The sequence below is a fragment of the Streptomyces sp. MK37H genome (assembly GCF_018035285.1).
GTDB classification, from domain to species: Bacteria; Actinomycetota; Actinomycetes; order Streptomycetales; family Streptomycetaceae; genus Streptomyces; species Streptomyces endocoffeicus.
The window spans coordinates 1-25161 of record NZ_JAAAYH010000089.1; the positions used below are offsets into that span (position 1 = coordinate 1).

Annotated in this window: 26 protein-coding genes and 1 pseudogene; 6 read left to right on the forward strand and 21 right to left on the reverse strand. The window is 71.2% G+C overall.

Annotation, left to right across the window (positions count from 1 at the left end; translation table 11 throughout):
* Positions 1-47: 47 nt before the first annotated feature.
* The 16 genes from GWI24_RS15355 to GWI24_RS15430 all read right to left on the reverse strand — a co-directional run bounded on the left by GWI24_RS15355 (position 48) and on the right by GWI24_RS15430 (position 14052).
* Positions 48-1088: an MBL fold metallo-hydrolase gene (locus GWI24_RS15355; RefSeq protein ID WP_210946507.1), complete on the reverse strand. Its 1041-nt coding sequence runs from the start codon at positions 1086-1088 to the stop codon at positions 48-50.
* Positions 1085-2590, reverse strand: coding sequence for a class I adenylate-forming enzyme family protein (locus GWI24_RS15360; protein WP_210946508.1), 1506 nt, complete (start codon positions 2588-2590; stop codon positions 1085-1087). The genes GWI24_RS15355 and GWI24_RS15360 overlap by 4 nt, the downstream gene beginning before the upstream one ends.
* Positions 2591-2681: 91 nt before the next feature.
* On the reverse strand, positions 2682-3002 hold the full coding sequence (locus GWI24_RS15365; RefSeq protein WP_210946532.1) for an EthD family reductase: 321 nt from the start codon (positions 3000-3002) through the stop codon (positions 2682-2684).
* Positions 3003-3058: 56 nt separating this feature from the next.
* Positions 3059-3436 (reverse strand): hypothetical protein, encoded by a 378-nt coding sequence (locus GWI24_RS15370; protein ID WP_210946509.1) that lies wholly within the window; start codon positions 3434-3436, stop codon positions 3059-3061.
* Positions 3433-3807, reverse strand: a complete 375-nt coding sequence (locus GWI24_RS15375) for a nuclear transport factor 2 family protein (RefSeq protein ID WP_210946510.1) — start codon at positions 3805-3807, stop codon at positions 3433-3435. Before GWI24_RS15375 ends, GWI24_RS15370 begins: the two co-directional genes overlap by 4 nt.
* 201 nt (positions 3808-4008) lie before the next feature.
* Complete coding sequence (locus GWI24_RS15380) at positions 4009-4632, reverse strand: TetR/AcrR family transcriptional regulator (protein ID WP_210946511.1); 624 nt, start codon at positions 4630-4632, stop codon at positions 4009-4011.
* Positions 4633-4722: 90 nt separating this feature from the next.
* Positions 4723-5871, reverse strand: a complete 1149-nt coding sequence (locus tag GWI24_RS15385) for an acetyl-CoA C-acetyltransferase (protein WP_210946512.1) — start codon at positions 5869-5871, stop codon at positions 4723-4725.
* Positions 5872-5899: 28 nt separating this feature from the next.
* The gene (locus tag GWI24_RS15390; protein WP_247616384.1) at positions 5900-6691 is read right to left on the reverse strand and encodes an enoyl-CoA hydratase/isomerase family protein; all 792 of its coding nucleotides are present in this window, start codon (positions 6689-6691) and stop codon (positions 5900-5902) included.
* Positions 6688-7467 (reverse strand): SDR family NAD(P)-dependent oxidoreductase, encoded by a 780-nt coding sequence (locus GWI24_RS15395; protein ID WP_210946514.1) that lies wholly within the window; start codon positions 7465-7467, stop codon positions 6688-6690. Before GWI24_RS15395 ends, GWI24_RS15390 begins: the two co-directional genes overlap by 4 nt.
* Complete coding sequence (locus GWI24_RS15400) at positions 7464-8240, reverse strand: SDR family oxidoreductase (RefSeq protein ID WP_210946515.1); 777 nt, start codon at positions 8238-8240, stop codon at positions 7464-7466. Before GWI24_RS15400 ends, GWI24_RS15395 begins: the two co-directional genes overlap by 4 nt.
* Entirely contained in the window at positions 8237-9469 is a 1233-nt protein-coding gene (locus tag GWI24_RS15405; RefSeq protein WP_210946516.1) for an acyl-CoA dehydrogenase family protein, read from the reverse strand. Before GWI24_RS15405 ends, GWI24_RS15400 begins: the two co-directional genes overlap by 4 nt.
* Before the next feature lie 38 nt (positions 9470-9507).
* Positions 9508-10500: a phosphotransferase family protein gene (locus tag GWI24_RS15410; RefSeq protein ID WP_210946517.1), complete on the reverse strand. Its 993-nt coding sequence runs from the start codon at positions 10498-10500 to the stop codon at positions 9508-9510.
* A complete protein-coding gene (locus GWI24_RS15415) occupies positions 10497-11699 on the reverse strand; it encodes an acyl-CoA dehydrogenase family protein (protein ID WP_210946518.1) in 1203 nt (400 codons plus the stop codon). Before GWI24_RS15415 ends, GWI24_RS15410 begins: the two co-directional genes overlap by 4 nt.
* A gap of 30 nt (positions 11700-11729) precedes the next feature.
* Positions 11730-12878 carry a thiolase family protein gene (locus GWI24_RS15420; protein ID WP_210946519.1) on the reverse strand — a complete coding sequence of 383 codons (1149 nt, stop codon included), beginning with the start codon at positions 12876-12878 and terminating at the stop codon, positions 11730-11732.
* A complete protein-coding gene (locus tag GWI24_RS15425) occupies positions 12875-13258 on the reverse strand; it encodes a Zn-ribbon domain-containing OB-fold protein (protein WP_210946520.1) in 384 nt (127 codons plus the stop codon). The genes GWI24_RS15420 and GWI24_RS15425 overlap by 4 nt, the downstream gene beginning before the upstream one ends.
* Positions 13259-13263: 5 nt before the next feature.
* A complete protein-coding gene (locus tag GWI24_RS15430; RefSeq protein ID WP_210946521.1) occupies positions 13264-14052 on the reverse strand; it encodes an enoyl-CoA hydratase/isomerase family protein in 789 nt (262 codons plus the stop codon).
* A 191-nt stretch (positions 14053-14243) separates the two neighbouring features.
* Here GWI24_RS15430 and GWI24_RS15435 point away from each other — a divergent pair, with 191 nt between their 5' ends.
* A complete protein-coding gene (locus tag GWI24_RS15435; RefSeq protein WP_210946522.1) occupies positions 14244-15107 on the forward strand; it encodes a 3-hydroxybutyryl-CoA dehydrogenase in 864 nt (287 codons plus the stop codon).
* A 100-nt stretch (positions 15108-15207) separates the two neighbouring features.
* Here GWI24_RS15435 and GWI24_RS15440 read toward each other — a convergent pair whose 3' ends face one another.
* Complete coding sequence (locus GWI24_RS15440) at positions 15208-16356, reverse strand: acyl-CoA dehydrogenase family protein (RefSeq protein ID WP_210946523.1); 1149 nt, start codon at positions 16354-16356, stop codon at positions 15208-15210.
* A 125-nt stretch (positions 16357-16481) separates the two neighbouring features.
* Entirely contained in the window at positions 16482-17279 is a 798-nt protein-coding gene (locus GWI24_RS15445; RefSeq protein WP_210946524.1) for an SDR family NAD(P)-dependent oxidoreductase, read from the reverse strand.
* Between the two features lie 95 nt (positions 17280-17374).
* Here GWI24_RS15445 and GWI24_RS15450 point away from each other — a divergent pair, with 95 nt between their 5' ends.
* Positions 17375-18430, forward strand: coding sequence for an NAD(P)-dependent alcohol dehydrogenase (locus tag GWI24_RS15450; protein ID WP_210946525.1), 1056 nt, complete (start codon positions 17375-17377; stop codon positions 18428-18430).
* Positions 18431-18544: 114 nt separating this feature from the next.
* Positions 18545-19294 carry an SDR family oxidoreductase gene (locus tag GWI24_RS15455; RefSeq protein WP_210946526.1) on the forward strand — a complete coding sequence of 250 codons (750 nt, stop codon included), beginning with the start codon at positions 18545-18547 and terminating at the stop codon, positions 19292-19294.
* A gap of 39 nt (positions 19295-19333) precedes the next feature.
* On the opposite strand, the gene GWI24_RS15460 is transcribed toward GWI24_RS15455, so the two are convergent.
* On the reverse strand, positions 19334-20635 hold the full coding sequence (locus GWI24_RS15460) for an MFS transporter (protein WP_210946527.1): 1302 nt from the start codon (positions 20633-20635) through the stop codon (positions 19334-19336).
* Between the two features lie 221 nt (positions 20636-20856).
* Here GWI24_RS15460 and GWI24_RS46530 point away from each other — a divergent pair, with 221 nt between their 5' ends.
* From GWI24_RS46530 to GWI24_RS15475, 3 genes are read left to right on the forward strand one after another with little or no spacing between them, the layout of a single operon-like run.
* A complete protein-coding gene (locus tag GWI24_RS46530; protein WP_210946528.1) occupies positions 20857-22059 on the forward strand; it encodes an acyl-CoA dehydrogenase family protein in 1203 nt (400 codons plus the stop codon).
* On the forward strand, positions 22056-23084 hold the full coding sequence (locus GWI24_RS15470) for a phosphotransferase family protein (protein ID WP_210946529.1): 1029 nt from the start codon (positions 22056-22058) through the stop codon (positions 23082-23084). The genes GWI24_RS46530 and GWI24_RS15470 overlap by 4 nt, the downstream gene beginning before the upstream one ends.
* Before the next feature lie 29 nt (positions 23085-23113).
* Positions 23114-23872 carry an SDR family NAD(P)-dependent oxidoreductase gene (locus GWI24_RS15475; protein ID WP_210946530.1) on the forward strand — a complete coding sequence of 253 codons (759 nt, stop codon included), beginning with the start codon at positions 23114-23116 and terminating at the stop codon, positions 23870-23872.
* A gap of 114 nt (positions 23873-23986) precedes the next feature.
* Here GWI24_RS15475 and GWI24_RS15480 read toward each other — a convergent pair whose 3' ends face one another.
* Together GWI24_RS15480 and GWI24_RS15485 are read right to left on the reverse strand one after the other, a co-directional pair.
* Positions 23987-24619 (reverse strand): FAD-binding protein, encoded by a 633-nt coding sequence (locus GWI24_RS15480; protein WP_210946531.1) that lies wholly within the window; start codon positions 24617-24619, stop codon positions 23987-23989.
* A 131-nt stretch (positions 24620-24750) separates the two neighbouring features.
* Positions 24751-25161 (reverse strand): annotated as a pseudogene (locus GWI24_RS15485) (hypothetical protein); the annotation flags it as partial.

A 25161-nucleotide genomic window follows, 5' to 3' on the forward strand; every position in this document is an offset into this window, starting at 1 on the left:
ACCTGGACTCGCTGCGGCTGATGACCCGCATACCGGTGTCAGCGTCGTCATCGCACGCGCGTGTACCGATGCACACCGTCGGCGCGGGCCGCCGTCACCCGGCCCCGCAGCACGAGGACATCCAGGTGCGCGGCCGTCTCATGGACCGCGAGCATCTGGTTGAAGGCGGTCAGCTCCCCGAACGGCACCGCCCGGCGCGTCCATGCGAGCTTCCGCGCCACCGCGTGGGCGTCGAGCGTGTCCTCGCCCAGCGCCGTCAGGCTGCGGGCCAGCCGGTCGTCGTGGTGGGCGAGCAGTTCGGCGACCCGGGTGTGGGTGGAGTCGGCGACCGGTCCGTGCGCGGGCAGCAGACGGGCGTCGGCGTAGCGGGTCATCAGCCGCAGCGAGTCCAGGTAGTCGGCGAGCGGGTGGCCGCCCGGCTCGGCGAGCTCGAAGCCGATGGACGGGGTGATGTGCGGCAGGACGTGGTCCCCGGAGAACAGCAGTCCCCGCTGTTCGTCCAGGAAGACCACATGCCCCTTGGTGTGCCCGGGAGTGGGCACGACCCGCAGCTCGCGGTCGCCGAAGCGGAGGGTCCCGGCGTGCAGCCAGCGGTCGGGGGCCTCCCATACGCTCGGGTCGTAGCCGCCGTGGTCCATCGCCTCGATGCGGTCGGCGAGTTCCCCGGCGCCCGCCGCGCGCAGGGTCCGCAGCGAGCCGACGGGCTGGTCGCTGCGCAGCCGGTCGAGCATCTCCAGGCCCGGGCGCTCCCCCGCGCCGAGATAGACGCGCGAGCCGAGCAGCCGGCGCAGCTCCACCGCCTGGGTGTAGTGGTCGCGGTGGATATGGGTGACCAGGATGTGGCTGATGTCGCCGGGGTCGCGGTCGATGGCGGCCAGGGCCTCCTCGAGCGCCTTGCGCGCCTCGGGGATCGCCCAGCCTCCGTCGATCATGACGATGCCACCGTCGTCGGCCAGATCCTCCAGCAGGTAGACATTGACGGCGCGCAGGCCGTCGTCGGGGAGGGGCAGCGGCACGCGGTGCACCCCGGGCCGTACGGTCTGGATTCCGGCCGCCGCCCAGGGAGCCTGGTCGAACCGCGTTGTCATGACCCTCCTTCGCGGGTGTGCAGCCTGATGACCAGGTCCCGGGCTCCGCCCCGGTCGAGCTTGCCGACCTTCGTCTGGGGCAGCTCCTCGACGCCGTAGACGTACTCGGGCCACTTGGTCTTGGACAGACCGACGCTCTCCAGATGGCCGGTCACCTCGGCCAGCTCGACACCGCCACCGTCCTCGGCGACGACGAGCAGCGCCACGCGTTCGCCGAGGACATCGTCGGGGACCGGCGCGACACAGGCTCTGGCCACGCGTGGATGGCTGGCGACCGCGCGCTCTATCTCGGTGATGTCGATGTTGCGGCCACCGCGGATGATGATGTCCTTCTCGCGGCCCATGATGCTGAGGGTGCCGTCCTCGTGGACCATCAGCAGGTCGCCGGTGGGCAGGTAGCCGTCCTCCGTCAGCGCCGGCGGATCGGTCCTGCCCTCGCGGGCGTATCCGAGGAAGAGGGAAGGGCCGCGGACCTGCGCCCGGCCGGTCACCCCTGGACCGGCCACCTCGCCATCGGGGGTGAGCGCGCGCACGTCCGTGCCCGGGAAGGGGCGGCCGTCCCTGCCCAGCCGGATCTCCTCGGGGTCGTCGGGGCTCGGCGAGGTGTGGCCCAGGCATTCGGACATGCCGAAGACGCGGAGGATCTTCGTGCCCAGGGACCGTTCGGCCCGGGCCAGCGCCCCGCGGTCCATGGGCCCGCCGCCGACGGTGATCGACCGGACGCCCCGGAGGACGCCGGAGCCGGCCGCTTCGGTGCCCATCTGCAGTGCCATGGTCGGTACGCACATGGTCCAGCGGACGCCGGCGTCGGCCATCCGCCGCAGTGCGACCGCCCGGTCCCACTTACCCGTAAGGACGAGCGGCCCGCGCAGCAGGAGGGAGAGATAGACCCCGAAGCAGTACGCCGCCGTGGACGACAGCGGCACGATCGCGGCGATGGCGTCACCCGGCGACAGGCCGTTGACGGTGATGGTGCTCGTGGCGGCGTAGCGCAGGGCCCGCTCGGACTGGACGACGCCCTTGGGCCGCCCGGTCGATCCGGAGGTCAGGCCGATGAGGGCGCCGCCCGACCACCGCGCCACCTCGCGCCTTTCGGGTGCGGACCGGCATGTCCAGCCGTCGAGCACCGTCCGCGCCGGGTCCGGCAGCCGGGTGGGCACCGCCCACTCGTCCATCGCCGAGGGGTCGGCGACGACGGCGTCCGGGCGGATGTCCTCCCATGCGGCGGTGAACTCGGCGGGTGTGGTGTGCCGGTTGACCACCGCGAGAACCCCGCCCCGCAGGCCCACGGCAAGGGTGGCGGCGACGGTACGCCATGAGTTGTCCGCCTGGACCAGGACGGTGCCGACCGAGCCGTCGGCCTCGCCCACGGACAGCGCTCCGGCCAGCCGTACGGCCTCGTCGAGCAGCTGCCGGGCCGTATGGCTGCCGGTGTCGTCAATCACGGCGATGAAGTCGGCTTCTTCCGCCTTCTGCTGGAACTCCCGCACTACCTGTCGCATCCTGCCCCTCGTTGCGCTGTGCCGAACTCCGTTTTGCCGAACGCTGTGGTACTTGATCTGCCGCTGGACCGGGCCGGGCGGCCCGGCGTCCTCAGGCGCTGAACATCTCCGCCTCGTGCCCCATGACCGCGATCCGGCGGCCCTTCATGTCGCCGACCTGGGCGACGGCCTCGGCCCACTCGGGGCTCGCGAGGGCCTTCTTCAGGTCCTCCGGGGAGTCGAAGCCGAGCACGGAGATCCCGTCCCAGCCCTCGGAACGCGGCTCCAGAGCGGCGTCGATCTCGGTGTGGCGCCAGGCACGCAGCCCGGGCAGGCGGTAGGTCAGCTCCGCGTGGTCGCCGCGCCACCAGGTGATGAACTGCTCGTGCGTCCACTCCGGGGGCCGGGCTGCCAGCAGGACGAGGTTGTACATGACGGTGCTCCGCACGGGGTCGATGGAACGTGGATGGTGGATGGGTCCGATACCGGTCAGGTGAAGCGGATCTCGGATGAGCGCCCGATCAGCAGGCGCTGCAGCCGGCCTTCGCCGTTCACTCGCCCGGCGGCGACGAAACTGGCCTCGGGGACGCCCTCGCGTCGTACTTCGCCCAGGAAGAGCTCGTCCTGGCCGAGTGTGGTGGCCGACAGCCGATGGTGGGTGCGGGTGCCCCTCTCACGCTGTTCGAGGTAGCCCACCAGGGCGGCGCGGTCCCCGGCGAAGTCGGTGGCGTTGCCGTCGCCGGTGGAGAACAGGATGGAGAGCGAGAAGTCGTCGCTGATCAGGTCGAGGATCCGGGACGGCTCGTCTCCGTCCAGTATCTCGAACCACGCGGTGAGGAAGGGGGCCGCGGCCGGGGTGTCCGTCATGCCCGGGTCCCGTTGTCCTGCCGAGCCCAGTCGACCAGTTCGAACGAGGTGGTGAAGAAGGACTGGTAGCGCGACAGGAGCCCGCCGGGCGAGATCACCGCGGCCGAGAGGAAGGAGCCGGTGTACCGCCCGCCCTCCGTCACCACCCCGTACACGGTCTCGACGTCGCCGTCCCGGCTGTGACGCAGGATCTCATGGGACCGGTCCTTGGGATTCCGGCCGGCGATGTAGGCGGCGAAGTCCTCCCTGGATTCGCCGGTGACCTCACTGCCCGGCAGGGCGATAAGGAAGCGGAAGTCGGGTTCGAGCAGGTCCAGCGTCCGTTCCGGATGGTCGCTGTCCATACTGGCCATATACGTGCGCAACGCCATGACTGCGCCCTTTCGATTGGCGGCCGAGCGCTCCCGGGGACCCGGGGCCGCCGCAGCGACCCCCGGATCAACCTGAGTTCAGTTCAATTCAGGTTGGATGTTAATCCCGGGGAAACACGGCTGACAAGGGTCCGTAGAACGGAAACGGCCCCCGGCGGATATCCGCCGGGGGCCGGAAGCGGCAAGGGGCCGCTCAGGGGGTCATGTGGCGACCATGCGCACGCAGGCGCCCTCGATCAGTTCACTGACCTCCGACAGCGGCGTCGGGCCCGAGGGCCGGTACCACCGCCAGACGCTGACGATCAGGCCGAGCACGCCCGAGCCCAGCAGTTGCGCGTCCCGGAGCGGGAACGCACCCATGGACATGCCCCGGACCAGCAGGTTCGTCCAGTCCCGCTCGACGAGCTGGACCAGCTTGCGGGCCTCGACGCGCTCGGCCTCCTCCCGCTTGGACTTGCGCGTGCCGGAGAGCAGATCCATGTGGTTGTGCAGAATCCGCATCTGCAGGACCTCGTGGTCCGAGACGTCGTAGGCCGCGCGGACGGCCGCCCGGAGCGCCTCCGTCGGGTCCTCGACGCCCTCGGTCGCCTCCGTGAACTTGTCGTGGGACCGCTGGAGCTCCAGCCGCATGATGGTCAGCAGGCAGTGCGTCTTGGACTCGAAGTAGTGGTACAGCGCCGTCTGCCCGATGCCGACCCGCTCCGCCACGGTGGACCACTTGGTGGCCTCGAAACCGGTCTCGCCGAAGCAGTCGACGGCGGCCGCCAGGATGGCGGCACGCTTGGACCTCGGTCCCGCTTCCGGTTCAACGATTCTCGTCGCCATGCCTCGTCTCCTGGCTGCAGCCCACCGTGTCCGTACCCGAGAGTAGCCCCAAGCTGAACTCAGTTGCCAATCGACGTGAAGGGGCCCGGGTCAAAGGCGCTCCAGCACGGTCGCGTTCGCCATGCCGCCGCCCTCGCACATCGTCTGCAGACCGTAGCGTCCCTGGGTCCTGCGCAGTTGGTGGACGAGCGTGGTCATGAGCCGGGCGCCGGTGGCGCCGAGCGGATGTCCGAGCGCGATGGCGCCGCCGAAGGCGTTGACCCGCTCCGGCGCGGCGCCGATCTCCTTCCCCCAGGCGAGGACGACGGAGGCGAACGCCTCGTTGATCTCCACCAGATCGATGTCGCCGATCGACAGCCCGGCCCGGTCGAGGACCTTCTCGGTGGCGGGGATCGGCCCGGTCAGCATGTGGATCGGATCGGAGCCGACGACGGCCATGGTGTGCACCCGCGCGAGCGGGGTCAGGCCGTGGCGGCGCACCGCGTCCTCGGAGGCGATCAGCAGGGCGGCGGCGCCGTCGGAGATCTGGCTGGAGACCGCGGCGGTGAGCCGGCCGTCCTCGGTGAGGGTCTTCAGTCCGGCCATCTTCTCCAGGGTGGTGTCGGCGCGCGGGCCCTCGTCGGCGGTGAGTCCGAAGGCCGGGGTGATCTCGTCGTCGAAGGCGCCGTCGGCCTGGGCGGCGAGGGCCCGCTGGTGGCTGGTGAGCGCGAATTCCTCCATGTCCGCCCGGGAGACGCCCCACTTCTCGGCGATCAGTTCGGCGCCACGGAACTGGGAGACCTCCTGGTCCCCGAAGCGCTCGCGCCAGCCGTCCCCCGCGTACGGGCTGCCCATACCGGCCTGTTCGCCGACGAACATGGGGCTGGCGATGGGCACCAGGCTCATCACCTCCACCCCGCCCGCGACCACCAGATCGGCGGCCCCGGAGCCGACCGCCTGGGCGGCGAAGTGCACGGCCTGCTGGGAGGAGCCGCACTGACGGTCGATGGTGGTGCCGGGGACGTGCTGCGGCAGCCCCGCCGACAGCCATGCGGTGCGTGCGACGTTGCCGGTCTGCGCGCCGATCTGGCTCACGCACCCGAAGTACACGTCGTCGATCGAGCCCGGGTCGGCTCCGGTGCGCTCCAGCAGGGCGCGCAGCACATGGGCGCCGAGATCGGCGGGGTGCACGCCGCTGAGCGCCCCCTTGCGGCGGCCGACGGGGGTGCGGACGGCTCCGACGATGAATGCTTCCGACACGGTGTGCTCCATGGGTTTCGGGGAGAAGTCAGGTGCTGGGGGCCGCGCGCGTGAAGTCGGGCGTCCGTTTGCCCAGGAAGGCGGCGACGCCCTCACGGCCGGCGGCGGAGGCGGCCGCGGCGGCGATCGCGCGGGCCTCGCGGTCCAGGTGTGTGCCGAGGTCGGCGGTCTGCCCGGTGGCGACGAGACGGCGGGTGGCGCCGAAGGCGGCGGTGGGCCCGTCGCGCAGGGCCCCGGCCGTGCGCAGCGCCTCGGCGGCCAGCCGGTCGGCGGGGACGACCCGGCTCACCAGTCCGATGGCCTCGGCTTCCGCCGCCGCTGTGCGACGGTTGGTCAGCAGCAGATCCAGGGCCCGCTTGGGACCGACGAGCCGGGGCAGGAACCAGCTCACTCCGGCGTCCGGTGAGTAGCCGATCCCGGTGTAGGCGGTGGTGAACGAGGCGTTGTCGGCGGCCAGGGTCACATCGGCGGACGCGGCAAGGCCGATGCCCGCACCGGCGACGGCTCCCTGCACGGCGGCCACCACGGGCGCGTCGCCCGCCGCGAACATACGCAGGGCCTCGTGGAGCGCGCCGGTCACCGCGATGAGGTGTTTCTCCAGCGCCTCGCCGGAGAGCCGGGAGAACTCCCCGAGGTCGCCGCCGACGCAGAAGGACTTCCCCTCGCCGGTCAGCAGCACGGCCCGTACGGACTCGGCGGCGCAGACCCGCGCCGCGTCCAGCAGTTCGCGTGCCATCTCCAGGTCGATGGCGTTGCCCGCCTCGCCGCGGCGCAGGGTGACGCGGGCCAGGCCGTCGTCGATCTCGATGCCGACCCTCATCGCGCGGTCCATCCGCCGTCGACGGTCAGGACCTGGCCGGTGCAGTATGAGGAGGCGTCCGAGGCGAGGAACAACAGGGCGCCGTCGAGTTCATGGGCCCCGCCACCGCGCCCCAGGATGGTGTTGCGCTCGACCCAGCGGCTGGAGCGCTCGTCGCCGAAGAGGTCCGCGGTCATCTCGGTGCGGAACCATCCCGGGGCGAGCGCGTTGACACGGGTCCCGCTTCGGCCCCACTGTCCGGCCAGCTCCCGGGTCAGCCCGATCAGCCCGGCCTTGGACGCCGCGTAGCTCGCACCGCCCAGTGGGGCGGCGGTGACCAGGCCGAGGATGGAGGAGACGTTGATGACGCTCCGGGGTGGGTCGCCGTCCACGGCGGGTGACTCAGCCACCAGGCGTGCCAGGTGGAAGGGGGCGGTGAGATTGACGCCGAGGACATCGGCGAAGGCGTCCGGGGATTCGTCCTCGGCGCGGGTTTCCCCGGACGTGGCCGCGTTGTTGACCAGGATGTCGATGCGGCCGGTGGCGGCCAGCGCCGTCCCGGCCAGCTGCGCGCGGTCGGCGGCGAGCGAGACGTCGCAGGCGACGGGGTGGATGCGGGTGTCGGAGTCGGCGAGTTCCTTCAGCTTCTCGATCCGCCGGGCGGCGGCGAACACGGTGGCCCCGGCCTGCGCGAGGACGGCGGCGAAGCGTGCGCCGAGCCCCGCGGACGCGCCGGTGACCAGGGCCGTCCTGCCCCGCAGCGAGAACAGCTCCGCGGCGGGTCGGGGCGCGGTCATCCCTCCACCCCGATCGGCAGGGCGGTCGCGCCGCCGTCGAGGACCAGGGTCTGGCCGGTCATCCAGGAGGAGGCGTCGGTGGCCAGGAACAGCGCCGCGTGGGCCACGTCCTCGACCGTGCCGAGGCGCCGCAGTGGCAGCTTGGCGGTGAGGATCGGCTCACGGACCTCCCACACCGCCCGTGCCAGCTCGGTCTTGATCAGCCCGGGGGCGATGGCGTTGACGCGGGCGCGCGGCCCGAGTTCGTAGGCGAGCTGACGGGTCATGTGCAGCATGGCGGCCTTGGTGGCGTTGTAGTAGCCGATGTGCGGATCGACGACGAGCCCGCCGACGGAGGCGATGTTGACCACCGCTCCCCCGTGCTCGGCCATCCAGGCCCGCCAGGCGCACCGGGTCCAGGCGATCAGGCCGTACTGGTTGACGCGGGCGGTCTTCTCCGCGCGCGGCAGGTCCAGGTCGAGCAGATCGCCGTGGTACGGGTTGGTCGCCGCGTTGTTGACGAGGACGTCGACCCGGCCGAAGCGGGACATGGTCTCCTCGACGCACCGCTCGGCCTGCTCCGGTTCACCGGCGTTCGCCACCACCGTGTGCACCTCGCCGTCGCCCTTGACGCGCAGCAACTCCTCGCGCGCCTCGGCGAGTCCGGCCGGTTTGCGGGCCGCGATCACCACGTGGGCACCGGCCGCCCGGTAGGCGGTGGCGATGCCGAGGCCGATGCCGCGGGATCCGCCCGTGATGACGGCCACCTTGCCGTCGAGGCCGTTGGCGCTCACGCTGCTCCCGTCTTCGTGTCGGTCTTCTTCTTGTATTGCGCGAGTTCCTGGCGGGCCACCGTCCGCAGATGGACTTCGTCGGGGCCGTCGGCGATCTGCAGCGCCCGTGTGATGGCGTACAGCCGGGCCAGTACGGTGTCATCGCTGACCCCCGCCGCGCCGTGTGCCTGCACCGCCCGGTCGACCACCTTGTGGGCGACCTCCAGCGCCGCGACCTTGATGGCGGCGACCTCCATGCGGGCGGCGGCGTTGCCCACGGTGTCCATCAGCCAGGCCGATTTGAGGACGAGGAGCCGCAGCTGCTCGATCTCGATGCGGCTGCGGGCGATCCACTCCCGGACCACCCCCTGGTCGGCCAGCGGCCCGCCGAAGGCGGTGCGTTCGGTGACGCGCTCGCACATCAGCCGCAGGGCGCGCTCGGCGAAGCCCACGGCGCGCATCGCGTAGTGCATCCGTCCGGGACCGAGCCGTCCCTGGGCGAGCGCGAAGCCCTCGCCCTCGCCGCCGAGGATGTTCTCCACCGGCACGCGGACGTCCTCGAAGAGCACATCACCGTGTCCGAGCCGGTCGGTGTAGCCGAACATCGGCAGGTCGCGCAGGACCGTGACGCCCGGGGTGTTCCGGGGGACGAGCAGCATGGACTGCTGCCGGTAGGTGGGCGCCTCCGGGTCGGTCTTGCCCATCAGGATGATCAGCTCGCAGTCGGGGTCGAGGATCCCGGAGGTGTACCACTTGCGGCCGTTGACGACGTAGCTGTCGCCGTCGCGGGTGATGCGGGTGCGGATGTTGCGGGCGTCGGAGCTCGCGACCTCCGGCTCGGTCATGGCGAAGCATGAGCGGATCTCCGCGTCGAGCAGCGGGCGCAGCCAGCGTTCCTGCTGCTCGGGGGTGCCGTACAGCGCGAGCAGCTCCATGTTGCCGGTGTCGGGCGCCGAGCAGTTGAACACCTCGGGGCCGATGATGGAGCGGCCCGCCAGCTCCATGAGCGGCGCGTATTCCAGGTTGGTCAGCCCCGCGCCCCAGTCGCCGTGCGCCATGAAGAGGTTCCACAGGCCCTCGGCGCGGGCCTTCGCCTTCAGCTCGGCCATGACCGGCGGCAGGGCGTGCGGATCGTCCCCTTCGGCCAGCTGCCGGTCGTACGTGGCTTCCGCGGGAAAGACATGCTCGTCCATGAACGACCGCATGCGGTCTTGGAGTTCACTCGCCCGTGGCGAGTATCCGAAATCCACGAGTGCTCCTGTTCGGTGGGGGACGGACCGCTGCCGGGTCAGCCGAGGATGTCGCGGGCGGTGCGGATCATCGCGGCGATGGTGGGTGGCAGGCGTTCCTGGTCCGGGTCGTGGTGTTTGCCCTCGCGGTGGCGGCGCAGGTTGTGGCCCATGATCGCGGCCATCTTCATGCGGCCGAGCGCCCGGAACCAGTCCATCGCGGGCAGCGCGGGCCCGCCGTCGTAGGTGTCCAGCGGTTCGCCGTAGGTGTCCAGCAGTTCCGCCTCGCCGGGCAGGCCGGGCACGGCGTGTCCCAGCCGGGGGAAGTTGCCGTGGTCGGCGAAGAGCAGGAACCAGCCCAGGTCGATGCGGGGATCGCCGACGCTCCAGATCTCCCAGTCCACGACGGCCACCGCCCGCTCGCCCGCGCACAGCACATTGCCGAGCCGGAAGTCCCCGTGCAGCAGCACCGGCGGGAGGCCGCGAGGTACGCCAGCGGCGAGACGTACCAGCAACTCCTCTCCGCCGGGCCGCAGTTCGGGGGGAACGGCACGCAGGGTGCGGCTCCACCGGTCCAGTTCGCCGGAGGGGTCGAGCGGTGCGGGCGCGTCGAGCCCGGGCGTGTGCACATCGGTGCCGTGCAGCCGCCGCAGGACGGACGCGATCTCCAGCATCCGGGCGCGGGCCGTCGCGGCGGGCACCTCATGATCGTCCAGTACCGGCTCGACGGCCTCCCCGGCCGCGAACTCCATGGCGAACCACGCGGGTTGCGTCTCGTCGACGGCCACCACGCCCGGTACCGGCACCGCGGACCCGGCCAGCGCGCCCAGCACCCGTGCCTGGCGCAGCACGTCGTTGCGTCCGACGGGCCGCTGCCCTGGTGGCACGGCCTTGACGACGTACCGGGCGTCCCCCGCCGCGACCTCGTACGTCAGCCCGGAGTGGCCGCCCGGCAGCACCTCCAACTCGCCGATGGCCACGCCCGGGTGGTGGCGGGCGAGCCGGTCGCGGACCCGGGCGGCCAGCTCCGGCACCTCGGTGGCCATGCTCATCGGACGGGCTCCTTGGGCAGGCCGAGGACGCGTTCGGCGAGGATGGTGCGCTGGATCTCGTCGGTGCCGCCCGCGATGCTGTAGCCGGGGGCGCCCAGCAGATGCTCCGTCCAGGCGTACGTGCCCCACTCCCCCGTGTCCGCCACCAGGCTCGGCCCCAGCAGCTCGGACACCAGGTCGCTGGTGCGCCGCATGGTCTCGGTGGCGTACAGCTTGCCGACCGACGCCTCCGCGCCGGGCTCGCGTCCGGCGACGAGGGCGGCGGTCACCCGCAGCCCCATGAGCCGCTGGACGAGGGTGCGGATGTGCAGGTCGGCGGCGCGCTGCCGCTCGGCGCCGGTGAGGGGGCGCGGCAGGTTCGCGGCCAGGTCCAGGGCCCGGTCGGCGTTGTCCAGGCCGAGGCCGCCGGAGTCGAGCCGTTCGGCGGCCAGCACGCTGAGCGTGACCCGCCAGCCCTCGCCGACCGGCCCGAGCCGGTCGGTGTCCGGCACCCGCACACCGTCGAGGTAGACCTCGTTGAAGCTGGTGCCACCGGTCATCTGCCGGATGGGCCGTACGGTGACGCCCGGCGCGTCCATGCGCACCAGGAAGACGGTGATACCGGCGTGTTTGCGGACGTCCCCGTCGGTGCGGCACACCGCCACGCCCCAGGTCGCGACGCGGGCTCCGGAGGTCCACACCTTGTGCCCGGTCAGCACCCAGTCCTCGCCCTCGCGCACGGCTCTGGTGCGTACCGCGGCGAGGTCGGAGCCCGCCTCGGTCTCCGAGAACAGCTGGCAGGCCAGCTCGTCGGTGCGCAGCAGGGGCACGAGCCAGCGGCTCTTCTGCTCCTCGGTGCCCCACAGGCCGATCGCGGGGGCGACGAGCGCCTGTGTCACGGGGAAGATCTCGGGGCGGTGGGGTACGTCGAAGGCCGCCTCTTCAGCGCGGTAGAGCTGCTCGTAGTACGCGGGCAACCCCCGTCCTCCGTACTCCTCCGGCCAGTTGAACGCGGACCATCCCTGGTCGTAGCGGGTGCGTTCCCACTCCTGGACGCGGGCGGTGTGCTCGCGCTCCTGCTCCTCGGTCCAGTTGTCGAACACGGCGACGGAGTCGGAGCCGCTGCCCCACTCCCCGGCGGCGGCGCGGGGCCGGGCGACTCCGGCCAGCCACCGCCGGGCCCGGTCGCGGAACTCCTCGGGTTCCGGGACACCGCTCATCTTCTCTGCCACCTCCTTTCAGCGGGCGTTTCAACGGGACAGGACCGTGCAGGCGCTCACGCCGGGGGCGCCGTATACATGGGTGAAGCCGATCCTGGGACGGTCCGGGACCTGCCGGTCTCCGGCCCGTCCGCGCAACTGCTGGACGACTTCGTACACCTGGCGCAGTCCCGAGGCGCCGATGGGCTCGCCGTTGGCGATGCAGCCGCCGTCGGTGTTGACCGGCAGCGTTCCGCCGATCCCGGTGGCACCGGAGGCGACCAGCCGCTCCTGCTCGCCGTCCGCGCAGAACCCGCATTCGGCCATGTGCATCACCTCGGCGCCGCTCTCGGTGTCCTGCAGCTGGCAGACGTCCACGTCACCGGGGCCGAGTCCCGCCTCCTCGAAGGCCGCGGCCGATGCGTCACGGCTGACGCTGGTCAGTTCACCCCCGGGAATCCACGGGCTGAACACCTCGAACGATCCGAAGCGCCGGGTGCGTACGACCGCCGAGCGCAGGGTGACCGGCGGGCCGTCCAGCGCGCGGGCGGCCTCGGGCGAGCAGAGGACCAACGCCGCCGCGCCCGCTCCCGGGGAGCAGAACATATAGCGGGTCAGCGGATCGCTGACCATTCCGGACTCCAGAATCTCCTGGGCTGACAGCGGCTTTCGGCGCCATGCCTCGGGGGTCAGACCGCCGTTGCGGTACGCCTTCTCGGCCACCAGGGCGAGGGTCCGCGGGGTGATGCCGTGGTCGTGCATATAGCGCTGGATCTTCATACCGAAGAACTGGGTGGTCACCATCAGCCCGTCGCTGCCGTACTCCGCTCCCAGGCCCCAGTCCTCGGGCCTCGGGTCGAAGGCGCCGCGCGGGTGTTTGTCGAAGCCGACGGCGAGGACGACGTCCGCCATGCCGGAGCGGATCGCGTTCACGGCGGAGACCAGCGCGCTGCCACCGGTGGCACAGCCGTTCTTGACATTGACGAACGGCAGTCCGGTGAGGCCGAGTTGGGCCACCAGGGTGTCCGCGAGGCCCGCGCTGTCGCTGCCGCCGAACGCGGCCCCCACCCGCGACCACGGGATCCCTGCGTCCGCCAGCGCGGCGTTCACGGCGGCGACGGCCAGCTGCCTGCCGGTCGCCTCCGACCGGCCGAACGGAGTGCGTCCCGCACCGCAGATCAGGACATCGGTGCCGCTCATGAGCGCTCCTCAGCCGGGGTCGTGGGCCTGGCCCGGGGCACTCCGGGGCCCGCGGTCATGGAGAGGGACATGCCGATGCGGAGGTCGTCGAGGTCGTCGACGTCCAGGACGGCGGCCACCCGCACGCCCTCCGCCAGCTCGACATAGCCGAGGGCGAACGGCACGAAGCCACCGGGCGGGGGCTGGTAGGGCGGCGACTTGGGGGCGTACCGCTGCACCGTCCAGGTCCACAGCGTGCCCGTGCCCTGGAGGGCCACCGGATCGGCCGGCCCTCCGCAGCGCGGGCAGGCGCCGTCCGCGGGATAGACCGTCACCGAGCAGCCGGAGCAGCGTGCGCCCTCGAGCCCGGGGGCGGCCTGGCTCCGCGGATCCGTGGTCATCCGGATCAGCGCCCCTGCCACTTGGGCTCGCGCTTCTCCAGGAACGCGGACACGCCCTCGTTGGCGTCCTCCGAGTTGAGCGCCACGCCCACGGCGAGGTGCTCCATCACCATCAGCGACTGGGTGTCGGCGTCCAGGCTGCGGTCGATCGTCATCTTCGTGAGCCACATGGTGAAGGGGCTCTTGTCGGTGAGGTGGCCGATGAACTCCTCGACCGTGGCGTCCAGTTCGTCGGCCGGGGCCGACTTGTTGATCAGCCCGAACTCGGCGGCCTCGACGCCGGAGAGGAGCTTCCCGGTGAGCATCAGCTCCTTGGTCCTACGGATGCCGATCATGCGCGGCACCCGGTAGATCGGGCCGGCCCCGCCGAACAGCGCACGGCGGATGTGGAAGTCGCCGATCTTCGCGTCGTCGGCGGAGATGGCGAAGTCGCAGGAGATCATGATCTCGAAGCCACCGGCCGTGACATGACCCTCCAGGACCGCGACCGAGGGCGTCTTCATCGAGTACAGCCGGTCGCACACCTTCGCGGACTTCACCGCGACGTCGATCGCGTTCGACTTACCGACGTAGTCGGCCTTCAGGCTGTCGAGGTCGAACCCCGAGCAGAAGGTACCGCCACGGCCGCGCACCACCAGGACCCGCAGGTCGGGGTCCTCGTCCACCTCGGTGATGATCTCGTCGAGCCGGTCCAGGATCGGCACGGTGACGCAGTTCTTCTTCCACGGTCGGTTGAGCCACACCCGGGCGACGTGGCCGTCGCGCTCGAACTGGATCTCGTCTTCCGTTGTCATCCCTCACCCCTTGAAACTGAACTGAATTCACTACAACTTTGGAGGCTGGAAGATATCGCTGTCAACCCCCTGATCGAGCCAATCGAACCTGATTCAGTTCCGCTCTTGCTGAGCATACCTACCTCGGTTCAATATGACCGCGAACCTCGCGCCGGCTCCCCTGCCGTCCCGATCACCAAGGAAGGACCTTCATGCCCGGCATTTCCCGTCTCGGCATCGTCGGCTGTGGCCTCATGGGCTCCGGCATCGCCGAGGTCGCCGCCCTGCGCGGTCTCGATGTGACCGTCGCCGAATCGACCCCCGAGCTGGCCGCCGCCGGCCGCGACCGCGTCACCGCGTCCCTTGATCGCGGGCTGCGGCGCGGCAAACTCACCGAGGCCGACCACGGCCGGGCCCTGTCCCGGCTCACCTTCACCCACGACCTGAGCGAGCTGGCCGACCGGCAGTTCGTCGTCGAGGCCGTCGCCGAGAGGCGGGAGGTGAAGCTGGAGGTCTTCCGTCAGCTGGACAAGGTGGTCAGCGATCCGGAGGCCATCCTTGCCACCAACACGTCCTCCATCCCCGTCGTCGACCTCGCCGTGGCCACCGGCCGGGCCTCCCACGTCGTGGGGCTGCACTTCTTCAACCCCGTACCGGTGCAGAAGCTGGTCGAGGTGATCCCCGCCCTCACCACCGGCGCCGAGGTCCTGACCCGCACCCGCGACTTCGCCGCCGAACAGCTGGGCAGGACGGTCATCCAGGCGCCCGACCGATCGGGTTTCGTGGTCAACGCCCTGCTGGTGCCGTACCTGCTCTCCGCGGTCCGCATGGTCGAGTCCGGAACGGCGCGCGCCGAGGACATCGACAGCGGCATGGAACTCGGCTGCGCCCACCCGATGGGTCCGCTGCGGCTGCTCGACCTGATCGGCCTGGACACCGCCCAGGCCGTCGCCGAATCGATGTACGAGGAGTTCAAGGAGCCGCTGTACGCCGCTCCCCCGCTGCTGCGGCGCATGGTCGCCGCGGGTCACCTGGGCCGCAAGAGCGGCCGGGGGTTCTACGTGTACGACGCATGACCGTTTGAGCCACGGGACCCATAGCCGGAGAAACTGCTCCGCCGGCGGCTCGTCCGTGGACCGGCACGGCGGATCGGCCGTGCCGGGTCCCGGTGCCCGTTCAGGCAGCGCCACGGGTGGCGAGGCCGACGAGTTCGGCGAGCCGGGTCCGGTGCCGGTCCGCCGTGCCGAACAGCACCTCGGCGCCGCGCGCCCGGCGTACGTACAGATGGGCCGGGTGCTCCCAGGTGAAGCCGATGCCGCCGTGCAGCTGGACATACTCGGCCGTCGCCAGCCGGAAGGTCTCGGAGCACACCACGGCGGCGGCACAGGCGGCCACCGGCAGTTGCGGCGAGGCCACGGCGGCGCAGGCGCTCGCGTACGCGGACGCCGAGCGCGCCGCCTCCAGCGCCACCAACGCATCGGCCAGCCGGTGCTTGACGGCCTGGAAGGAGCCGATGGGGCGCCCGAACTGATGGCGCTGCGCCACGAATCCGACCGTGGCGTCCAGCGCGTGGCCACTGCCGCCGACCTGTTCGGCCGCCAGCGCGGCCCGTCCGGTGTCCAATGTCGCCGAAACCGTGCCCTCGGCCTCCTCCGCCGCACCCACGGCGGTGGCCGGAGCACCCCGGAACTCCACCAGTGCCTGGCGCCGCGTCTCGTCCAGGACGCGGCGCGGAGTCCGCCGGCAGGTGTCGGGGACGGGCTCACAGGCGAAGAGCCGAGGCCCGGCGGGTGTTCCGGCCCGTACCAGGATCAGATCCGCGCCGGCCCCGTCGAGCACGAAGTCCGCGTGTCCGCGCAGCACCCAGCCGTCGCGGTTCCCCTGCTCTGCGGCGACGCCGGGCACGGCCGCGTCGAACCCGGCCACGGTGGCGGTGAGCGTGCCGTCGGCGATCCGGGGCAGATAGCGCTCGCATGCGGTACGGTCACCGCTGAGCAGCAGCGCGTGGGCGGCCAGGACCACCGTGGGCAGCAGCGGCGCACAGTACAGGGCGTGCCCGGATTCCTCCAGGGCCACGGCCAGTTCGGCGAAGGTGAAGCCCGACCCGCCGTACTCCTCCGGAACGGCCAGTCCATGGACCCCGATCTCGCCCGCGAGCCGCGCCCAGAGCGCTTCGTCGTATCCGCGCGGGGTGGCCAGATGTTTACGCAGATCCTCGACGCCACTCGTCTCGGCGTAGAAGTCCCGCAGGACGGTGCGCAGCTGTCGCTGTTCGTCCGTTTCGGACAGCAGCTGGGGGTCGATCTCGGGGCGGCGAAGGTGCATGACATCTCCATCGTGCTCGTACGACGGGCGGGGCCGAAAAATATGCGAATTGAACTCAGTTCAAGACGATAGGCGCCGGGCTCCGGGCGGACAAGACCCGCACCCGGGCCGCTCCGGACACCCGGTCAGGCGGTGAACCGGCCGCCGTTGGCGAGCAGCACCGCGCCGACCAGGTTCGCCGCGGCGTCGCTCACGAGGAAGAGGGCGATCTCGGATATCTCCTCGGGTGTCGCGTACGGGCGCACCCGCGGATCGGCGAAGCCCGCCTGCAGCGCCTCGGGGGTGCGGGCCGCCATCCCCGTCTCGGTCGGCCCCGGCGCCACCGCGTTCACGCGGATCCCGGACGCGATGACCTCCTTGGCCACGGCCTGGGCCAGCGCGTGCACACCCGCCTTGGAGGCGGCGTAATGGGGATAGCCGACGGGAGCGTCGAAGGCCGACGACGATCCGATCACCGCGATCGCCCCGGCCCCGGTCGGCCGCATGACCCGCACCGCGGCGCGCAGCACATGGAAGGTTCCGTCCAGGTTCACACCCATGACTCGCCGCCAGGAGGCGTCGTCGAGGGTGTCGGTCAGCTCGACCGGCCGCCCTTCGGCCGTCGCTTCCGCGATGCGCTGTTTCGCCTCCGGGTCATCGACCCCCGCCGCGTGCACCAGGACGTCGAGCCGCCCGTGCCGGCGCAGTACGTCCTGGAAGGCGCCGTCAACGCCCGCCGCGTGCGTCACGTCGAGTGCGATCGCCCTGGCGACGGGCAGCTCCTCGGCGACCGCCGCGGCGCCCTCGCCGTTCACGTCCGCCAGGATGACGGCCGCCGCCCCTTCCGCGGCCAACTGCCGGGCGACCGCCGCACCCATACCGGAGGCGGCTCCCGTCACCATCGCGACCCGGCCGGCGAACCTCCCTGTGTCTTCGCGCACCATGCCGACTCCCTTCACTTGCCCAGACCATCTATTGAACCGACTTCACCTCTGTTACCGTGGCAGCCGCGACGCTGACAAGACCCAGGACGGTGAAGATGAGGGCACTGCGGCTGACCGCCTGGGGTGAGGCTCCGGCACCGGCCGAGGTCGAGCGGCCCGTCCCCCATGGCACCGAGGTGCTGGTGCGGGTCGAGGCCGCCGGGCTGTGCCGTTCCGACCTGCATGTGATCGACAGCGCTCCGGGGGCGCTCCCCTACCGGCTGCCGTTCACCCTCGGCCATGAGGTCGCGGGGCAGGTCACGGCCTTGGGCCCCGACGCCGACGGGGTGGTGGCCGACGGAGTAGTGGTCGGCGAACGCGTGGTGGTCTACGGGCCGTGGGGCTGTGGCTCCTGCGCACGTTGCGCCGCGGGCTCCGACAACTACTGCGACCGGCGGGACACCGTCGCCTGGCACGGGGCGGGACTGGGCCGGGACGGCGGAATGGCCGAGTATCTGCTCGTCCCGTCCGCCCGCCATCTGGTGCCGATCGGTGACCTGCCCGCCGGCCAGGCCGCCCCGCTCTCCGACGCGGGCCTGACCTCCTACCACGCCGTGGCCGGGCTCCGGCCCGCACTCGGCGAGGGCACCACCGCCGTCGTCATCGGTGTCGGCGGGCTCGGCCACCTGGCCGTCCAGATCCTCCGCGCCACCACCGAGAGCCGGGTGCTGGCGGTCGATGTCCGGGAGGACGCCCTGGCTCTCGCGGACCGCTCCGGCGCGGACTTCTCCACCCTGATGCGGCCGGACACCGCCCGCGCGCTGCGGGCGCGAAACGGTGGTGTGGGAGCGGACGCCGTGCTCGACTTCGTCGGCACCGCGCAGACGCTGGAACTCGCGACCGGCATCCTGCGTCCCGGTGGCGCACTCGCCCTCGTCGGAAGCGGAGGCGGCAGCCTGACGGTGGCCAAGCCGGGTGTCCTCCCACCCGGCTTCCGGCTCTCACTGCCCTTCTGGGGCACCCGCCAGGAATTGGCCGAGGTCGTCGCGCTGGCCCGCTCGGGAGCGCTCCGCGTCGAGGCGGAAAGCTTCCCGCTGTCCGCCGCTCAGAAGGCGATCGACCGGCTTCGCCGGGGTGGGGCCCGGGGCCGGACCGTGCTCGTACCGGACTGATCACGGGCCCGGTGGCCCGCGGACGGACTCGGGCCGGTGGATGGCTCACGGACGCCGCACGGACGGCTCACCCATGGCTCATGGATGGCTCATCGATACGGAAGGGAAGCCGGCATGCGCTTCGATGGAAAGGTCGCGATCGTCACCGGCGGCGCCCGGGGCATGGGTGCCGCACATGTACGGGGACTGGTCGCGGAGGGGGCCCGGGTCGCCGTCTGCGATGTCCTGGACGAGGAGGGACAGGCCCTGGCCGAGGAGCTCCCCCGCGCCCGCTACCACCACCTCGACGTCACCGACGAAGCACGGTGGCAGTCGGTGGTCCACACGGTCGAGGACACCCTCGGCCCGGTGAACGTCCTGGTCAACAACGCGGGCATCATGCACTTCGGCGGTGTGGAGGAGCAGTCGCCCGAACACTTCCGCCGGATCCTCGACGTCAACCTGGTGGGCGCCTTCCTCGGCATGCACACCGTCCTTCCCGGTATGCGCGAGCGCGGCCACGGGGCCGTCGTCAACGTTTCCTCCGCCGCCGGCATGACGGGCTTCGCCGGTGGCATCGGCTACGTGGCGAGCAAGTGGGGGGTGCGCGGGATGACCAAAGCCGCCGCATTGGACCTGGCGGGCAGCGGGGTGCGTATCAACTCCGTACACCCCGGGGTCATCCGCACGTCCATGGGTGAGAGCGCCTCACCCGAGCTCTTCGCCCAGCAGCCGGTGGCGCGCATCGGGGAGCCCGAGGAGGTCACCCGCATGGTGCTCTTCCTGGCCAGTGACGACGCCTCCTACACCACGGGCGGGGAGTTCCTCGTCGACGGCGGCCAGACCATCGGCCACGGCGGCCACCCCGAGGCGGCAGCGGATTGATGTCCTTCGGTGGCCGATGGTCACCACGGCGGGCACCTTCTACACGTCCTTGCGGACGGTGAGCAGGGAACCGATCCCGATCAGACAGACCAGCATGACGAAGAAGGCCGGGGAGAGCAGGTTCCCGGTGTGCTGGACCAGGTAGGCCGCGATGTACGGAGCCGTACCGCCCGCGAGGACGGTGCCGACGTTGTACCCGATCGCCATGCCGGTGTAGCGGACCCGGCGCTCGAACAGATGCGGCCACAGACTGGCCGCCGGGACCTGCACGAACGCACTGCCCAGCATCAGGAGTACGTAGGCAAGACCGGCCAGGGCCAGGCTGTGCCGGCCCATGAGCATCATCGCGGGGTAGGCGGTCACCAGAAAGATCAGCAGCCCGCCCATCAGGACGCGACGGCAGCCGAACCGGGCGGCGAGCCGACCCGCCGGCACCATGAGCAGCACGGTGACGAGCACGACGCCCGCGGTCAGCCAGTACACCTGCGTGGTGTCGTACCCCAGGTTGGTGGTCAGGTAGATGCCGATGTACGTCAGCCCGAGGAAGATGGCGCCGCCCTGGCCCATGGCCAGGCCGACGGACTGCAGCAGCGCCGCGCGGTGGGTGGACAGGACCTCCCGTATCGGGGCCGCGGGGATGTCGGCGCGCCGTGCGGCCTCCTTGAATTCCGGGGTGTCCTCGATCCGCAGCCGGGCCCAGAGGCAGAGGAGGGTGAGCGGCACGGCCATCAGGAAGGGCAGCCGCCACCCCCAGTCGGCCATCTGGTCCTTGGTGGTGAGGGCGGAGATCGTCCCGGCCGTCGCGGCCGCGAACATGAATCCGAGGTTGGACCCGATGGGTGTGACGGCGCCGAGGAAGGCTCTGCGCCCGGGCGGCGCCGACTCGTAGATGTAGGTGTAGGCGCCGACCGACTCGCCGCCCGAGGAGATGCCCTGTACCAGCCGGGTGAGGAACAGGAGCACCGCGGCGACCACCCCGATCTGGCCGTAGGTCGGCAGCAGCCCCGTGACGCTGCTGGCCACCCCCATGCACAGCACCGAGGACACCAGCGCCTTGCGACGCCCCCATCGGTCGCCGATCCATCCGAAGAAGACACCGCCGAGCGGCCGCACCACGAGGCCGGTGGCGAACACCGCGAGCGCCGCCAGCATCGACGCCGCCGGATCGTCGCCCGGGAAGAACTGCGGAGCGATCGCCACGGCGAGATAGCCGTAGACGCTGAAGTCGTAGTACTCGATCAGAGTGCCGATGCTCCCGGCGAGCATCGCGCGTCGCACCATCCGTGGATCGTGCGACGCCGACCCCTCCCCCGGAGGGGCGGGCTGTTGTGTGGTGCTCATGATCCGGCTCCCTTTCCCACGGCACGGTCCGGTACCTTGCCGACGCCCGGGACGGTACAGAATTGAACTCAGTACAGCTAGCCATCGAACAGGGTTTTCTCATGATGGACGGCAGAGGCCGTGGACACGGGTTGAGGATCTGAATTGGATTCGGTTTACTCATCAGAGGCGGAGCGCCATGTCGCCGCACTGGTCGGCAGTACCGAGTTCGGGAGTGCAACGTGCCCATCGGGTTCGAGATCGAGGAAAGAGTCGCGGAGATCGCGCGGCGCACCACCGAGTTCGTACGGGAAGTGGTGATACCCGAGGAGCAGGCGTGTGACGGCGATGTCCATGCCGGGCCGGAGCCACTGCGCCGCCGGCTTCAGGACGCGGCCCGCGAGGCGGGGGTGTTCGCCCCGCATATCGGCGCCGAATGGGGTGGACTCGGACTGGACCTGCGCGGGCAGGCGGTGGTCTTCGAGGCGGCCGGGTACTCGCTGCTGGGGCCGCTCGCGCTCAACTGCGCGGCTCCCGACGAGGGCAACACGCATCTGCTCGAGGTGGTGGCCACGAAGGAGCAGAAGGAGCGGTATCTGCGCCCGCTGGCGGCCGGTGAGACGCGCTCGTGTTTCGCGATGACCGAGCCGGCTCCGGGCGCCGGCTCCGACCCGCGTGCGCTCGCGACGACCGCGACGAAGATCGACGGCGGCTGGCGGATCGACGGCCGCAAGTGGTTCATCAGCGGCGCCGACGGGGCGGCCTTCGCCATCTGCATGGCCCGCACCAGCGGCGGCCCGGGCGACCCGGGCGGCGCGACGATGTTCCTCATCGCCGCCGACAACCCCGGCATGAAGATCGTCCGGAATATCGACACGCTGGACCGGGGCCTCTTCGGCGGCCACAGCGAAGTCGCCTTCGAAGGCTGCGAGGTCGGGGACGAGGCCGTACTGGGCGAGGTGGACCAGGGCTTCGCGTACGCCCAGGTGCGTCTGGGGCCCGCGCGGATGACCCACTGCATGCGCTGGCTCGGAGTGGCCCGGCGGGCGCAGGACATCGCCCTGGAGCGCGCCGCGGACCGTTCGGCCTTCGGCAAGCCGCTGGCCGAACTGGGCATGGTGCAGCAGATGCTGGCCGACTCCGAGATCGACATCGAAACCGGCCGGGCGGTGCTGTGGCGGGCCTGCTGGGAGCTGGACCAGGGCCGCCCGGCCGCCCAGCACACCTCCATCGCCAAGACATACGTCTCCGAGGCGGTGCACCGGGTGGTCGACCGGGCCGTCCAGATATGCGGTGCGCTCGGCATCTCAGGGGATGCCCCGCTGTCGCGGCTGTACCGGGAGGTGCGTCCGTTCCGCATCTACGACGGCCCTTCCGAGACCCACCGCTGGGCCATCGCCAAGCGCGCGGTGCGGGCGGCGCGGGAGCGGAGGGCCACTCGGTGACCCGCTCCGGGACAACGGGGGCCGGAGTCGACGTGGCCGCGCTGGAGCGCTATTTCGAACGCCACGTACCCGAGTGCGCGGGCCCGCTCGGGGTCACGCTCCTGCAGGGCGGGCGCTCCAATCTCACCTACGCGGTGACCGATGGGACACACCGGTGGGTGCTGCGCCGACCGCCGCTGGGGGTGCTGACACCGACCGCGCACGACATGGACCGCGAATACCGCGTCGTCGCGGCGCTCGCCGACACCGGGGTGCCGGTCGCCCGGGCCGTGCTGTCGTGCACGGACCCGGAGGTGATCGGAGCGCCGTTCTGCGTCGTCGGCTTCGTGGAAGGCACGGTGCTGCGCGACGGTGACGAGGCCGCCGCACTCCCGCCCGAGGACGCGGGGCGCGCCGCCGACACGCTGGTGGACGCCCTGGTCACGCTGCACTCGGTGGACGCCGCCGCCGTCGGGCTCGGCGACTTCGGTCGACCCGACGGCTATCTGGAGCGCCAGGTGCGGCGATGGCGTGGGCAGTGGGACAAGGTCGCCACGCGGAGCCTGCCCGACCTCGACGAACTGCACGGCAGACTGGCCCGCTCGCTGCCCGCGAGCGGCGCCCCGGCCATCGTGCACGGCGACTACCGCCTGGACAACGTCATCCTGGCACCCGGCGACTTCGGGCGGATCGCCGCGGTCATCGACTGGGAGATGGCCACGCTCGGCGATCCCCTCGCCGACCTCGGGATGCTGCTGATGTACTGGGACCGCACCTGCGAACCGGTCCTCGGGGCGCGACACGTCCCGACGGCCAACCCCGGTTTTCGATCGGGCCGCGAACTGGCCGAGCGATACGCCGAGAAGTCCGGACGGGACATCGGTGCCCTGCCGTACTACCAGGCGCTGGGCTGTTTCAAGCTCGCCGTCATCGCGGAGGGCATTCACGCCCGCTTTTCGGCGGGACAGACGGTCGGAACGGGATTCGAACGGGTCGGATCCGCGGTGCCCGCGCTGCTGCGCTCGGGGCTGGAGCTACTGCCGTGAGTACCGACACGCGAGCCGAAGGAGAGCCCGTGCGAGACCGACTGTCCGGACAGATCGCCCTGGTCACCGGTGCGACCGGCGGCATAGGAGCCGCCGTCTCGCGGCGGCTGGCCGCCGAGGGCGCCACGGTGGTGGTGACCGACGTGGATGCCACCCGCTGCGACCACCTGGCGCGGGAGCTGACGGCCGACGGAGCACGGGCGCTGGGCCTGGCGCTGGACGTGAGTGACGAGGAGGCGTGGCGCGGCGTGGTCGAGCACGTGGTCTCCGCGCTGGGCGGCCTGTCCGTGCTCGTCAACAACGCGGGGATCGCCGAGATGCGCACCGTGGAAACGGAGACCCAGGAGTCATGGGACAAGGTCATCTCGGTGACCCAGGGCGGTGTCTGGCTCGGCATGAAGCACGGCGGCCCCGCGATTGAACGCTCCGGTGGCGGTTCGATCGTCAACATCGCGTCGATCTTCGGCACGGTGGGCGGCTTCGGCAGCCAGTTCTCGTATCACGCGGCGAAGGGCGCGGTCCGGCTGATGACGAAGAACGCCGCGCTGCACTGGGCCACCCGCGGTGTCCGGGTCAATTCGATCCATCCCGGTTTCATCGAGACCCCGCTCTCGCGCGAACTGTGGCAGGGCACGCCTCGTCACACCGCGATGGTCGAGGGCACCCCCATGGGGCGGCTCGGCAGTCCGGAAGAGGTAGCGGGGGCCGTCGCGTTCCTCGCGTCCCGGGACGCGAGCTTCGTGACCGGCTCCGAGCTGTACGTGGACGGCGGCTGGACGGCACGCTGACGGGACACCACCCACCGTGGCGGACGAGCGCCGTGGCGGACGAGCCGGGTGCTGGGTCGGCAAACGCTCAGTGCGTGGCGGGTGATGCCGTCACGGTGGCGGTGTCCGCGGCGGTCAGTCCGAACCGGCCCGGGTGGCCAGACGGTAGCCACCGCCGCGGCTGAAGGGGTTGGAGCGGAGCCGCATGCCCCCGACACGGGGGTGTACATGCGCGGCACAAAGTTCCGGATCGCCCTGGAACCCACCGGTCGTGATGAGTGTGGACCCGGCACGCACATGGGTGCGGGTGCCATCGGCCAGTCGCAGCTCCGCCCCCGTCACTACACCGTCCTCGACCACCAGCCTTTCGGCGCACGTTTCCAACAGCAACGCGCCACCGCCTCGGCGGATGACGTGACGACAGGTGGCGACATACTGATGGGTGTCGAACTGGTGCCCGCGACCGAAACTGAGAACGCGCTGTGCGTCCTTGACGTCCACGCCGAGGGAACGGATCCACGAGACGCCCTCGGGGAACCGCTCCACGAGGGCGCGCTTGAGCGCGGTGTCTCCATACGGATTCTGCTGGTCCATGACGTCGTGGCTCGGCGCGGTCCATGCGTAACCCGCGAAGAGCGCGGAACCGCCGACGTCCGCACCGATCTCCACGACCGTGACGGACAGACCGTTGCGAACCGCGCGGGCACCGGCGGTCAACCCCGCCATACCCGCGCCGATGATCAGCAGATCGACATCCTCCGCGCGCACGCGACTCCCTCCGGTCATGGGACGCCCCTCCCAGCAAAACCGAATCCAGTTCAAAGAGCAAGCAATGAACCGAGATCAGCCAGCCAGAACCAGCATCACCATGACCGAAGTGGATTCTCCTGATGAGAGTTTCAGCGGTAGTGGGCCGCCAGTTCGGCGATCGAGGTGAAGGTCTGCGTGCCACCGCTGCCGCCGATGATGCGGACGCCGTCACCGGTTGTGGTGTCGAAGTCGAAGACGTAGGTCTTGTTCGTGCCGGCGGCCGAGGAGGTCGGATAGGACGGTGTGACGCGTTGGCCGGTGACGTCGGTCCAGACGCCGTCGCGGCGGACCTGGATCTTGGGTGGGCTGCTGAACCAGCCGCCGTCGCCGAACATGGTGCCGGTGGTGTAGGCCACCTGGTTGAGGCGGTACGTACGTGGCCAGGTGTAGCCCCACCAGCTGGTCGGCTTGCGTTCGTCGTTCCAGTCGTCCTCGTTCTGGGTGGTGTCGCCGTCGTTGTAGATCGCGCGGCCGAAGTGGGTGGCGCGTTCGATGGGCAC